This window comes from Intrasporangium flavum, assembly GCF_001956915.1.
Lineage (GTDB): Bacteria > Actinomycetota > Actinomycetes > Actinomycetales > Dermatophilaceae > Monashia > Monashia flava.
Genome location: NZ_MLJO01000021.1, coordinates 35,013 through 47,573 on the forward strand (window position 1 = coordinate 35,013; position 12,561 = coordinate 47,573).

The following is a 12,561-nucleotide window of genomic DNA, read 5'->3' on the forward strand; positions in this document are numbered from 1 at the left end:
CCCTAGCGTGGGCACATGGACATGAGGCTTGAGCTCGTCATGGTGCCGGTGACCGACGTCGACCGTGCCCGCGACTTCTACGTCGACCAGGTCGGGTTCGTGCTCGACCACGACCAGACCGTCAGCGAGGAGGTGCGCTTCGTGCAGCTGACGCCGCCGGGGTCGGCCTGCTCCATCGCCTTCGGCAAGGGCCTGACCGAGATGGGTCCCGGCAGCCTCGACAACCTCCAGGTGGTCATCGCCGACGCCGACGCGGCCCGCGCCGAGCTCGTCGCCCGCGGTGTCGACGCCTCCGAGGTCGACGACCAGCCGTGGGGCCGGTTCGTCCGCTTCGCCGACCCCGACGGCAACCGCTGGACCCTCCAGCAGCTGCCGGCCTGGTCGCGCGGCGCCGGTGGCGACGGCACCAACCCGGGCGACGAGGCGCCGGGCGGCGGGTCCGAGCCCGACGGCGCGGCCGCCGACGCCTGAGGCGCCGAGGTGCTGACGGCGGTCGCGGTCGCCGGGTACCGCTCGCTCCGCGACGTCGTCGTGCCCCTGCACGGCCTCGACGTCGTCACCGGTCCCAACGGCAGCGGCAAGTCGAGCCTCTACCGGGCGCTGCGGCTGCTCGCCGGCTGCGGGCGGGGTGACGTCGTCGGCACGCTCGCGCGCGAGGGTGGGCTGCAGTCCGCGCTGTGGGCCGGCCCGGCGACGCTCGGCGGGGCGCGCCGCGGCCACACGGTCCAGGGCACGGTGCGCCGGGGCCCGATCAGCCTCCAGCTCGGCTTCGCCTCCGACGACTTCGGCTACCTCGTCGACCTCGGGCTGCCCCAACAGGCCTCCGGCGGTGACGGGTCCGGCGGGTCGGCGTTCCTGCGCGACCCCGAGATCAAGCGCGAGGTGGTCTGGGCCGGGCCGGTCATGCGGCCGGGCTCGGTCCTCGTGCGCCGGCGCTGGAGCGTCGTCGAGACCCGCGCCGCCGGCGCCTCCGACGACGGCTGGGGCTCGGGGTGGAGCGAGGGCGGCGACGACGAGTGGGAGTCCGACCCCGTCGAGGCGCCCGGGTCGCGCGCCGGCTCGCGGCGGGCGGCCTACAAGGGGGCGGCACCCCCGGGATCGGGCGCCTCGCCCCGGGAGACCCGCCCGGGGTGGACCGAGCTGTCCCGATCGCTGCGCCCGTGGGAGAGCATGCTCACCGAGCTCGCCGACCCGGAGCGGGCGCCCGAGCTGCTCCGCGTCCGGCGGCTCGTGCGCGGGTGGCGCTTCTACGACGGCTTCCGCACCGACGCCCACGCTCCGGCCCGCCAGTCGCAGGTCGGCACCCGCACCCCGGTGCTCGCCGACGACGGCCGCGACCTCGCCGCCGCGATCCAGACGATCCGCGAGGACGGCCGCGGCGAGCTCGACCGCGCCGTCGCCGACGCCTTCGACGGCGCGATCCTCGACGTCACCGTCGACGCCGGGCGGTTCGACCTCGCGCTGCACCAGCCGGGCATGCTGCGCCCGCTCGGAGTGGCCGAGCTGTCCGACGGCACCCTGCGCTACCTGCTCCTCGTCGCGGCGCTGCTCACCGTCGACCCGCCGCCGCTGCTCGTGCTCAACGAGCCGGAGACCTCCCTGCACCCCGACCTCGTGCCGCCGCTCGCGCGGCTCGTGCGACGCGCGTCCGAGCGCACCCAGGTCATGGTCGTGTCGCACTCGGCCGCGCTCGTGCGCGAGCTGGGGGCCGACCCCGACGGCTACGACGACGGCGAGGACGACGACGACCGCCCGGTCGGGCTCGGCTCGCCGGCCCGTGTCGTCACCCTGGGCAAGGACCTCGGCGAGACCTCCGTCGTCGGCCAGGGCCTGCTCTCGACGCCGCCCTGGGCCTGGGGCACCCGCCGCTGACGCCCGCCGCTGACGCCCGCCCGGCCCCCTCCCGGCCGCGCGACGCGGCGGCGCCCACCGCGCTCAGGAGACGACCGGGACCTCGGCCGTGCCGGCGAGCGCGGCCTCGAGCGACTCCTGGTTGCTGAACGCGTCGGGCACCCCGGCGCCGGTGAGCACCCGGTCGCGGAGGCTGCCGAGCACGTACTGGCCCCAAGCGGTGCGACAGACCTCGAAGCACTCCTGCCCCGCGTGCAGCCCCACGTGCGTGAACGTCAGCCGCGTGCGGGCGGCCCGGTCGGCGTCGGGGTCGGCCGGCTCCGACGTGATGTCGAAGCGCACCGTCGTGCCGGTCCACTCCTGCTTGTCCTCGGGGAAGGTGAGGTGGCTGTCGAGGACGAGCCACTCGACGCGCGAGCCGGCGTCGAGACGGGTCGTGCGGAACTTTGTGAAGTGGATGTCGGGGACCGTGTAGACCCATTCGGCCCCGAGGGTCGTGGTGTCGCCGACGATGCTGCCGGACCACCAGCTGCGCACGTCGGTGACGGCGTCGAAGACCGCCTGCGGGGTCTGCTCGACGGTGAAGCTCATCGTGAGGTCGGTGCCCATGGTGTTGCCCTTTCCGAAGTGACTTGCATGATGCAAGTCACGCTAACGCCATCGACTTTCATGATGCAAGCACTTTGCTAGGCTGGTCCCGTGCTCGGACGGACCTACGACTCCCAGGTGTGCTCCATCGCGCGGGCCCTCGAGCTCGTCGGCGAGCGGTGGAGCCTGCTCATCGTCCGCGACGCCCTGTTCGCCGGCGTCACGCGCTTCACCGACTTCCAGCACAACCTCGGCATCGCGACGAACGTCCTGCAGGCCCGCCTCGACGCCTTCGTCGAGGCCGGCCTCATGGAGCGGCGCGAGGTCGCCGGTTCGGCCGCCCAGCGCGAGTACGTGCTCACCGACAAGGGGCGCGACCTCGCCCCGACGCTCGTGGCGCTGACCGCGTGGGGCGACCGCTGGGCTGCGCCGGGCGAGCCGCCGATCCTCTACGAGCACGCCGGCTGCGGCGCCGCCGTCAGCACGACGACGACGTGCACGACGCACGGGCCGGTGCCCGCCGACGAGGTGGCCGTGGCCATCGGGCCGGGGATGCCGGCCGAGTACCTCGCGGCACGCCGTCCCCGCCGCGACGCGTCGGGTGGCTGACGCGTCGGGTGGCTGACGCGTCGGGTGGCTGACGCGTCGGGGTCCGGGTCCGGCGGCCGGGTCAGCCACCCCGGCGAGGCCCCGTGCCGACCACGCCTGGGGGCCTACCGTCCCGCATTGTGAGATTCGCAGGGCCCTCCGGTACGGTTCGAATCGGAGACCCGCATGTGTTCGCCGTCACCCTCGGCGGGCGTGTGTGACACAGCCGTCGGGCGGGTGACCCCCGTACGCGGCCCGATTCGAAGCCGGACCTTGCTCCGGCGAAGGAGCCCCAGTGAGCGACAAGGTTGTCGCCGAGCTGCAGGAGCCGACCCCCGCGGTCGGCGACGGCGGCCCGGACATGATCCAGCTGCTGACCCCGGAGGGTCAGCGTGTGTCCCACCCCGACTACGACAAGTACGTCGCGGACCTGACAGCCGAGGACCTGCGGAGCTTCTACCGCGACCTCGTCCTCATCCGTCGCCTCGACGCCGAGGGCTACGCACTGCAGCGCCAGGGTGAGCTCGGCCTGTGGCCGAGCCTGCTCGGGCAGGAGGCCGCCCAGGTCGGCTCCGGCCGTGCGCTCAGGCCGCACGACTTCGTCTTCCCCACCTACCGCGAGCACGGCGTCGGCTTCGTGCGCGGCATGGACCCGCAGAGCTCGCTGCAGCTCTTCCGCGGCGTCAGCCAGGGCGGGTGGGACCCCAAGGAGAACAACTTCCACCTCTACACGATCGTCATCGGGGCCCAGGCGCTGCACGCCACCGGCTACGCGATGGGCGTGCGGATGGACGGCAACGTCGGCACCGGCGACCCCGACCGCGACACCGCGGTCATCTGCTACTTCGGTGACGGTGCGTCGTCGCAGGGCGACGTCAACGAGGCGTTCGTCTATGCGGCCTCGTTCGACGCCCCCGTCGTGTTCTTCTGCCAGAACAACCAGTGGGCCATCTCCGAGCCCGTCGAGAAGCAGACCCGCATCCCGCTGTTCCAGCGCGCCCGCGGCTTCGGCTTCCCGGGTGTCCGCGTCGACGGCAACGACATCCTCGCGACCTACGCGGTCACGCAGCACTGCCTCGACGAGGCCCGCAACGGCAACGGCCCGCTGCTCATCGAGGCCTTCACCTACCGCATGGGCGCGCACACCACCGCCGACGACCCGACGAAGTACCGCGTGTCGGCCGAGGTCGAGGAGTGGAAGTTCCGCGACCCGATCCTGCGCCTCAAGACCTACCTGGCCCACGAGGGCATGGCCGACGACGAGTTCTTCGCCCGCGTCGACACCGAGGCCGACTCCTTCGCCGCCGAGCTGCGCGAGGGCTGCATCTCGATGGAGACGATGGCCGGCAGCACGATGTGGGACCACGTCTACGCCGAGGACCACCCCGTCATGGAGGCGGAGCGTGCCGCCTACCTTGCCTACAAGGCGAGCTTCGAGGAGGCGAACTGATGGCGCTCGAGAAGGTCACCCTCGGCAAGAGCATCACCAACGGCCTGCGCAAGGCCATGGAGGCCGACCCCAAGGTCGTGCTCATCGGTGAGGACATCGGCAAGCTCGGTGGCGTCTTCCGCATCACCGAGGGCCTGCAGAAGGACTTCGGCGAGGAGCGCGTCATCGACTCCCCGCTCGCCGAGTCCGGCATCGTCGGCACCGCGGTCGGCATGGCCCTGCGCGGCTACCGCCCCGTGTGCGAGATCCAGTTCGACGGCTTCGTCTACCCGGCCTTCGACCAGATCGTCTGCCAGGTCGCCAAGATGCACGCCCGTGCCCTCGGCGCCGTCAAGATCCCCATGGTCATCCGCATCCCGTTCGGTGGCGGCATCGGCAGCCCCGAGCACCACTCCGAGAGCCCCGAGGCCTACTTCGCCCACACCGCGGGCCTGCGCACCGTGGCGTGCAGCAACCCCGAGGACGCCCACTGGATGATCCAGCAGGCCATCGAGTGCGACGACCCGGTGATCTTCTTCGAGCCGAAGCGTCGCTACCACGACCGCGCCGAGTACGACACGGCCGCGACCTCCGCGCCGCGCAGCCTCTTCGAGGCCAACGTGCTGCGTGAGGGCACCGACGTCACGCTCGTCGGCTACGGCCCCGTCGTCAAGACGATGCTCGAGTCGGCCGCCGCGGCCGAGGCCGAGGGCACGAGCATCGAGGTCATCGACCTGCGCTCGCTCTCGCCGCTGCCCATCGACGCCGTCGTCGCGTCGGTGAGGAAGACGGGCCGTCTCGTCGTCGTCCACGAGGCGAGCACGTTCCTCGGCATGGCGTCCGAGATCTCCGCCCAGGTCACCGAGCAGTGCTTCTATGAGCTCGAGGCGCCGGTCGTGCGCGTCGGCGGTGCGAACATCCCGTACCCGCCGAGCCGGATGGAGGAGGAGTTCCTCCCCGATCTCGACCGCATCCTCGACGGCGTCGACCGCGCTCTCGCGTACTGACCGAAAGGCACTGTCTTCCATGGCAATCCGTACGTTCAAGCTCCCCGACCCCGGTGAGGGGCTCGTCGAGGCCGAGATCGTCGAATGGCGGGTCAAGCCCGGCGACGCCGTCAAGGTCAACGACATGGTGCTCGAGATCGAGACCGCCAAGTCGCTCGTCGAGCTGCCGATCCCGTGGGCCGGCACCGTCAAGGACCTCCTCGTCGAGGTCGGCCAGACCATCGACGTCGGCACCCCGATCATCACGATCGAGGACGGCACGGCCGAGGAGCCGGCGCCCGTCTCGCCGGGCATCCCCGGCGAGACGGCCGAGCCGGCCGGTGGCGAGGCGATCCTCGTCGGCTACGGCGCCAAGGCCGGCGCCACGGCCCGCCGCCCGCGCAAGGCGTCCGGCGCGTCCGGCGCGTCGGGTGGTGCGGCTCCGGTCGCGCGCACCTCGGCCCCGACCGAGACCGAGCAGGTCGCGGCGGCGGCTCCCGTCGCCGAGCCGGTGGCCCCGGCCGCCCGCGTCGAGTCCCCGGCTCCGGCTCCCGCCGCCCCGGTGGCGCGCGAGGGCCGGCCGAAGGCCAAGCCCCCGGTGCGCAAGCTCGCCAAGGACCTCGGCATCGACCTCTGGACCGTCGCCGGTTCGGGTCCCGAGGGTGTCATCACCCGTGACGACGTCAACGCCCACGCGTCCGGCGCGATGAACGGCGCTGCGGCCCAGGAGGCCCCGGCCGCTGCCGGTGCGTCGACGCCGGCGCTGCCGTTCGGTGCGGGCGAGCGCGAGACGCGCATCCCGATCAAGGGCGTGCGCAAGATGACGGCCCAGGCGATGGTCGGCTCCGCGTTCACGGCGCCGCACGTCACCGAGTGGATCACCATCGACGTCACGAAGACGATGGAGCTCGTCGAGCGCCTCAAGGGCCAGCGCGACTTCCGCGACGTCAAGGTGACGCCGCTGCTCGTCCTCGCCAAGGCGCTGACGCTCGCGATCCGGCGCAACCCGGGCATGAACGCCACGTGGGACGAGGCCGCCCAGGAGATCGTCCAGAAGAACTACGTCAACCTCGGCATCGCGGCGGCCACGCCGCGGGGGCTCATCGTGCCGAACATCAAGGACGCGCACGCACTGACGATGCTCGAGCTCGCCCAGGCGATCGGACAGCTCACGGCGACGGCCCGCGAGGGTCGCACCCAGCCGGCCGAGATGTCCGGCGGCACGATCACGATCACCAACGTCGGCGTCTTCGGCGTCGACAGCGGCACGCCGATCATCAACCCCGGCGAGTCGGCGATCGTCTGCTTCGGCGCGATCCGCAAGCAGCCGTGGGTCGTCACCGACGCCGACGGCAACGACGAGATCGCGGTGCGCCACGTGACGCAGCTGGCCGTCAGCTTCGACCACCGCCTCATCGACGGTGAGCTCGGATCGCGGTTCCTGTCCGACCTCGCGGCGATCATGGCCGACCCGGCCCAGGCCCTCGTCTGGGGCTGACCGCCTTCCGGGGCTGACCGCCGTCGCCCCTGCCGCTTGAACCCCGCAACACACCGAGCAGTTGCCAACTCCGACTGGAATAACCCGGACGGGTTGGCAACTGCTCGGTGTGTTTGCGTGTGGCGTGCTGGGTAGCGCGGGTCAGCGGGCCGAGGCGGCCTCCTGCTCGACGCGTCGGGCCTGCTGGCGGTCGACGAGGTAGGCGGCCGTGAGGTCGTCACCGACCCGCTCGAGCATCCGCACGTCGACGGCCTCGTACCGCTCGGCCACGGTCGGCTCGACGGTCGTCATGACCTCGTGGGCGTCGCGCTCGGCGATGGCCGTGGCGAGCTCTCGCTTGAGGGCGTCGTCGAGGACCCCGCCGTCCGCCTTGGCGCGGGCCGCGACCTCGACGGCGAACCGCTCGGTGTCGGCGGCGGTCGTCGGGTCCTCGGTCGTGAGCATACGGGCCGTGCGGTGCAGCAGCGCGGCACCGGCGTCGAGGTCGCCCTCACCGAGCCGGAGCACGGCCCGCGTCAGCAGGGGGCGGTCGCCCCGCAGCGCGGTGTCGGCAAGGAGCGCGAGGCGCAGGCCGAGCAGACGCTCGTGGGTGCGGGTGTTGCCGGCCTCGCGGCCGAGCGGCACCTTGAGCTCGTCGTCGGGCGCCGACTGCGACAGCGTGTCGAGCATCTCGATGCCGGCCTCGTCGGGCGTGTGGACGGTGTCGCGCAGCGGCAGCTCCTTGATGAAGAGCGCGGCCAGCAGCGCGAGCGCGAACGGCACGAGACCCCAGACGAACACGGTGTGCAGCGAGTCGGCCAGGCCCTGCTGGACGCCGTGGGCGATCTGCGGCGGCAGCTTCGACAGTGCCGACGGGTCGAGCACCGAGCCGGCGCTGACCTGCTGGCCCGAGGCCTGCATCTGCTGGACGACCGAGGCGGGCAGGTGCGAGGCGATGTTGCCGGCGAGGCCGCTCGTCATGATGGTGCCGAACACGGCCGTGCCGACGGTCGAGCCGACGTTGCGGAAGAACTGCGTGGACGCCGTGGCGACGCCGAGGTCCTTGCGCTGGGCCGAGTTCTGGATGATGAGGGTGAAGACCTGCAGGGCCATGCCGAGGCCGATGCCGAAGACGATCATCGACAGCGTCAGCTCGGTCTGGGTCGAGCCGTAGTGCAGCTGGGTCAGGAGCCAGAAGCCGACGCCCATGATGAGGATGCCGAGGATCGTCTGCAGCTTGTAGCGGCCGGTCTTGGTGATGACGAGGCCCGAGAGGATCGACAGGCCGATCATCGCCACCGACATCGGCATGAGGATGAGGCCGGAGTTGGTGGCCGACGCGCCGAGGACGCCCTGGGCGTAGACCGGCAGGTAGATCATCGCGCCGAACATCATGACCGAGACCATGAAGGCCGCGATGTTGGAGAGCGTGAAGAGCGGGCTGCGGAAGAGGCGGAGCGGCAGCACCGGCTCGACGGCCTTGCGCTCGATCGCGATGAAGACGCCGAGCATGACGATGCCGGCGGCGTACATGCCGATGATGGCGGGGGAGCCCCAGTCGAGGGTCGTGCCGCCGAGCGAGGTGGGCACGAGCAGGAGGATGAGAGTCATCGACAGCGCGGCGATGCCGGCCTTGTCGACGACGGACTCGCGCGGCGTGTGCTCGAGGTGCAGGAAGCGGCTGATGCCGAAGAACGCGAAGACGCCGACCGGCAGCGTGATGAAGAACAGGTAGCGCCAGCCCCAGTGGTCGGTGACGAAGCCGCCGACGAGCGGGCCGAGGATCGAGGCGAGGCCGAAGACGCCGCCCATGAGGCCCTGGTACTTGCCGCGCTGACGCGGGGGGATGATGTCGCCGATGATCGTCTGCGACAGCGGCATCAGCGTGCCCATGCCGGCACCCTGGATGGCGCGGGCGGCGATGAGCCACCAGAAGTTCTGCGCGAAGCCGGACAGGATCGAGCCGGCCATGAAGACGACGAGCCCGCCGAGGTAGAAGCCGCGGCGGCCGTAGAGGTCGCTCATCTTGCCGACGATTGGCACGGTGATGGCGCTGACGAGCATCGCGGCGGTGGCGAGCCACGAGTAGTGGTCGATGCCGCCGAGCTCGGCGACGATGCGCGGCATCGCCGGTCCGACGATCGTCTGGCTGATCGACGCGACGAGCATGCCGAGCATGAGCGCGATGAAGATGTTGCGGGTCGAGCGGTCGAGGCCGGCGGGCTTGGCGGGGCCGGCTGTGGCGGTCGCGGAGTTCGTGGCTACCCCCTGGGTCGTCTGTGGCATGCCGACCACGGTACGCCGAATGTGCAGTCACTGCAAAATTGCAGTCCATGCAGTGAACGTGACACCATGAGCACATGAGCACGACCACGCTGACCGACGACGGCTGCGGCCTGCGCGAGCGCAAGAAGCGCGAGACCCGCCGCGCCATCAACCTCGCGGCCCTCGAGCTCGTCGAGGAGAAGGGCTTCGCCGCGGTCACCACCGAGGAGATCGCCACCCGCGCCGGCGTCAGCGCCCGCACCTTCTTCAACTACTTCCCCTCCAAGGAGGCCGCCGTCATCGGCACGACGGCCGAGGAGCTCGAGTCCTACGCCGAGCAGCTCGAGGAGGTCACCGACGGCGAGACGCCGCTCGACTCGCTGCGCCGCATCCTCGCCGGCATGCTCGCCCCGGCGTCGGTCGACCGCGAGCTGCGCGCCAAGCGCCGGCGCATCCTGCTCGGCGAGCCCTCGCTCGCCCCGGCCCTCGTCGGCAACAACATCCGCATCGAGAACGCCCTGACCGCTGCCCTCGAGCGCCGGCTCGGCCTCGCGCCCGGCGAGTCGCTCCAGCCGCGCGTCACGGTCGCGGTCGCCATCGCCGCCGTGCGGGCCTGCATCGAGCACCAGCAGGCCGGCGGCAGCGGGCGTCTCGAGCGCAACATCGACGCCGCGTTCGACCTCATCGGCGCCGGGATCGCCTGAGCCGCAGCAGGATCCGCCGCGTCAGGGTATCGACGCGTCAGGCCAGTCCGCTGCGCACCGCGACGGCGGCCGCCTCGGCGCGGCCGTGCAGCCCCAGGCGCGCGTAGAGCGCCGCGGCGTCGTCGGTCAGCGTGGCGAGCCCGACCCCCGACGCGGCGGCGACCTCCGAGAGGGGGCGCCCCGAGCCGAGCGCGGTGAGCAGCCCCACCTCGTCCGCCGACAGGGGCACCTCGCCGCGAGCGGCCCCAGGCGTCGACGCGTCCGACCCGGCGGGGGAGGCGGGCTCCCGGGCGGCGACGGCGCTGACGTAGGCGAGCACCTCGGCGTGAGCGGCGGATTCGTCGAGCAGCGAGCCCTCGAGCGCCTGGCGGTCGAAGACGTCGGCCCCGAGCTGCTCGCGCAGGGTGGCGACCGAGCGCTGGTAGGCGGCACCCTTGCCCGGCGCGAGGCCGGCGAGCAGCACCGGGAGGACCGGGGTGGCGATGCCGTGGAAGCGGGCGGCGGAGACGAGGTCGCCCTGGGCGGCGGCCAGCCGCGAGGCGAGGAGGTAGGAATAGGCGACCGTCGTCCACACGGACAGGCGCCACACGAGCTCGAGGCGGGTCCGGGTCAGCCGCGCCGCACCCACGAGATCACCGTCGGTGAGGGCCCGGCTCGCGAGCTGGCCCAGGATGATCGAGCGTGGCGCGGCGTCACCCGCCTCGGTGGCCACGTCGAGCAGCTCCGGCAGCGTCGGCACCTCCGGGTCCGTCAGACCCGACGCGCCACGCCCGCCGAGCAGCCCGATGCCCGGCGGCAGGGTGTGCAGCAGGATGCCGGCGTCGACGACGGACTGCCGGTCCCCCGAGGCGCGACCGCGCCGCAGGGCCGAGAGCCCGAGTCGGGCCGCGCCCCCCGCGTCGCCTCCCTGGCCCAGGAGCGCGGCGCGGTGGGCCTCGAAGCGGGCGATCCACCGCTCGTGGTGCAGGTGCGTGGCCACCTCGAGGCCCTCGGCCACGCAGCGGTGGGTGAGGATCGTGTTGCGGTGCAGCGGCGCCGTGCGCGCCACGGCGTCGAGGCCGCGCAGCAGCCGCAGCCGGTCGGTGGTGTGCCGGGCGCGGTCGATGCCGGCGAGCATGTGTGGCAGGGCGTCGTCGACGCGTTCGAGGGCGTCGGCCCCCTCGAGGGCCAGCGTGCCCGACCAGATCTCGGCGTCGGCGAGCAGGCCTTCGTCGACGGGCTGGTTGGCGAGCTCGCCGAGCAGCTCGTCGAGCACGCCGCGCAGGTTGCCGCGCTCGCCGACGGTGCGGCTCAGCAGGGCGAGGTCGACGGCCAGTCGCAGGGCCGCGGCGTGGTCGGGGCCGGCGCGCAGCCACGTCAGGGCCGCGCTGAGGTCGGCCGACACCGGCTCGAGCAGCGCCAGGGCCTCGGGCTCCTGCGCGTCCGCGGCGACGAGTGCCGCCCGGCGGGCCAGCGCGGCGTGGTGCGCGCCGTGCCGGTCGAGCACGGCGCCGCCCTCGCCCGTCTGGTCGAGCAGCTCGGCGGCCAGCTCGGCCGCGACGGGGTCGAGGGCGAACCGGGCCCGGTGGGCCGGTGGGGCGCCGCCCGAGGCCACTGCGGCGGGGGCCGCCGGGGCGGCCGAGAGCGCCGCGTCGTCGCCGGTGACGTAGGAGGCGAGGTGCAGGTCGACGAGGGTGTCGAGGGCGTCGACGAGCCGTGGCAGGGGCAGGTCGGACACGGCGCACGCGGCGTCGAGGTCGAAGGGCCCCCGCAGCGTCGACGCGTCGCGCAGCAGCTCCTGGCCGTCCGGCGACAGCGTCGCGTACGACAGCTCAAGGGCGGTGCGCACGCCGCGCGGTTCGGTGCGCCGCATCGACAGCAGCGACACGCGGGAGGACCCGCCGCGCAGCAGCCCGGCGACGCCCGGGATGCCGATGCCGCCGGCCCGCGCCGCGGCGAGCTCGAGTGCGAGGGGCAGGCCACCGACGCCGCGGCACACCTCCGCGGCGTCGCGGACGACGTCGTCGGTCGGTTCGAGGTGCGCGTCGACGAGGGCGACGCGGTCGAGCAGGAGGGCGACGGCGGGGTGCCGGCGCAGCGCGTCCGGGTCCTCGCCCGCGCGCGGCGGGTCGAAGGCGCGTACGGCGACCTGCTGGGCGCCGGGCCACGAGGCCGGGCGGCGCCCGATGATGACGACGGCGAGGCCCGGGCACGTGGCGACGAGCCGGTCGGCGTCGTGGACGAGCTGGCGCTCGGCGAGCAGGGCGTGCGGCCCGGAGCCGTCGGGCGGGTCGACGACGAGCAGCAGTCGGCGCTCACCGACCGCGGCCCAGAGGCGGTCGACGTCGTACGGCTCGAGCACGCCGAGGTGGCTGGCGAGGCCCCTCCGGAGACCCGGCCCCCCACGGACGGCCAGCGTCACCGACGCGTCATAGGCGTCGCGCAGCCGCTCGGCCGCGGCCGCCACGAGCGTCGACGTGCCGACCCCGAGCGGGCCGTGGACCACGAGGCGGCGTGAGCCGTCCGGGTCGAGGGCTGCCACGAGGGCCTCGACCTCCTCGACCCGGCCGTGGATCCCGTGTCCGGGGTGCACGACGAGGTGCGCGGCATCTCGCCGCGACCGTCCCGGCTCGCTCATCCGACCTCCGCGGACCAGCGTCGCAGACGGCGCCCCCGGGTGGGGGCGTTTCGCCG

General features: G+C 73.2%; 10 protein-coding genes. 7 read left to right on the plus strand and 3 right to left on the minus strand.

All coding sequences use genetic code 11. From position 1 onward, the window contains the following. Positions 1-15 precede the first annotated feature (15 nt). Together BIV28_RS15315 and BIV28_RS15320 are read left to right on the plus strand one after the other, a co-directional pair. Positions 16-471, plus strand: coding sequence for a glyoxalase superfamily protein (locus BIV28_RS15315; protein WP_076263261.1), 456 nt, complete (start codon positions 16-18; stop codon positions 469-471). A 9-nt stretch (positions 472-480) separates the two neighbouring features. Then, on the plus strand, positions 481-1,872 hold the full coding sequence (locus BIV28_RS15320; protein WP_076263263.1) for an AAA family ATPase: 1,392 nt from the start codon (positions 481-483) through the stop codon (positions 1,870-1,872). Positions 1,873-1,935: 63 nt separating this feature from the next. On the opposite strand, the gene BIV28_RS15325 is transcribed toward BIV28_RS15320, so the two are convergent. Next, positions 1,936-2,460 (minus strand): SRPBCC family protein, encoded by a 525-nt coding sequence (locus BIV28_RS15325; RefSeq protein WP_076263264.1) that lies wholly within the window; start codon positions 2,458-2,460, stop codon positions 1,936-1,938. A 90-nt stretch (positions 2,461-2,550) separates the two neighbouring features. Here BIV28_RS15325 and BIV28_RS15330 point away from each other — a divergent pair, with 90 nt between their 5' ends. The 4 genes from BIV28_RS15330 (at position 2,551) to BIV28_RS15345 (ending at position 6,940) form a co-directional block, all read left to right on the plus strand. After that, entirely contained in the window at positions 2,551-3,048 is a 498-nt protein-coding gene (locus BIV28_RS15330; protein WP_076263266.1) for a winged helix-turn-helix transcriptional regulator, read from the plus strand. Between the two features lie 274 nt (positions 3,049-3,322). After that, the gene (pdhA, locus tag BIV28_RS15335) at positions 3,323-4,477 is read left to right on the plus strand and encodes a pyruvate dehydrogenase (acetyl-transferring) E1 component subunit alpha (protein ID WP_076263268.1); all 1,155 of its coding nucleotides are present in this window, start codon (positions 3,323-3,325) and stop codon (positions 4,475-4,477) included. Beyond that, positions 4,477-5,463 carry an alpha-ketoacid dehydrogenase subunit beta gene (locus BIV28_RS15340; protein WP_076263269.1) on the plus strand — a complete coding sequence of 329 codons (987 nt, stop codon included), beginning with the start codon at positions 4,477-4,479 and terminating at the stop codon, positions 5,461-5,463. Before pdhA ends, BIV28_RS15340 begins: the two co-directional genes overlap by 1 nt. 19 nt (positions 5,464-5,482) lie before the next feature. Beyond that, positions 5,483-6,940 (plus strand): dihydrolipoamide acetyltransferase family protein, encoded by a 1,458-nt coding sequence (locus tag BIV28_RS15345; RefSeq protein ID WP_076263271.1) that lies wholly within the window; start codon positions 5,483-5,485, stop codon positions 6,938-6,940. A gap of 141 nt (positions 6,941-7,081) precedes the next feature. On the opposite strand, the gene BIV28_RS15350 is transcribed toward BIV28_RS15345, so the two are convergent. Then, complete coding sequence (locus tag BIV28_RS15350) at positions 7,082-9,205, minus strand: MDR family MFS transporter (RefSeq protein WP_076263367.1); 2,124 nt, start codon at positions 9,203-9,205, stop codon at positions 7,082-7,084. A gap of 74 nt (positions 9,206-9,279) precedes the next feature. Between BIV28_RS15350 and BIV28_RS15355 the strand changes: the two genes are divergently transcribed. Further along, complete coding sequence (locus BIV28_RS15355) at positions 9,280-9,888, plus strand: TetR family transcriptional regulator (protein ID WP_076263272.1); 609 nt, start codon at positions 9,280-9,282, stop codon at positions 9,886-9,888. Between the two features lie 37 nt (positions 9,889-9,925). On the opposite strand, the gene BIV28_RS15360 is transcribed toward BIV28_RS15355, so the two are convergent. Beyond that, positions 9,926-12,505 carry a hypothetical protein gene (locus BIV28_RS15360; RefSeq protein ID WP_076263274.1) on the minus strand — a complete coding sequence of 860 codons (2,580 nt, stop codon included), beginning with the start codon at positions 12,503-12,505 and terminating at the stop codon, positions 9,926-9,928. Positions 12,506-12,561: the final 56 nt, after the last annotated feature.

Excerpts from the sequence above, each read along its gene's own strand:
- BIV28_RS15315 (WP_076263261.1), top strand. The coding sequence starts at position 16 with ATGGACATGAGGCTTGAGCTCGTCATGGTGCCGGTGACCGACGTCGAC.
- BIV28_RS15325 (WP_076263264.1), bottom strand. The coding sequence starts at position 2,460 with ATGGGCACCGACCTCACGATGAGCTTCACCGTCGAGCAGACCCCGCAG.
- BIV28_RS15340 (WP_076263269.1), top strand. The coding sequence starts at position 4,477 with ATGGCGCTCGAGAAGGTCACCCTCGGCAAGAGCATCACCAACGGCCTG.
- BIV28_RS15345 (WP_076263271.1), top strand. The coding sequence starts at position 5,483 with ATGGCAATCCGTACGTTCAAGCTCCCCGACCCCGGTGAGGGGCTCGTC.
- BIV28_RS15350 (WP_076263367.1), bottom strand. The coding sequence starts at position 9,205 with ATGCCACAGACGACCCAGGGGGTAGCCACGAACTCCGCGACCGCCACA.
- BIV28_RS15355 (WP_076263272.1), top strand. The coding sequence starts at position 9,280 with ATGAGCACGACCACGCTGACCGACGACGGCTGCGGCCTGCGCGAGCGC.
- BIV28_RS15360 (WP_076263274.1), bottom strand. The coding sequence starts at position 12,505 with ATGAGCGAGCCGGGACGGTCGCGGCGAGATGCCGCGCACCTCGTCGTG.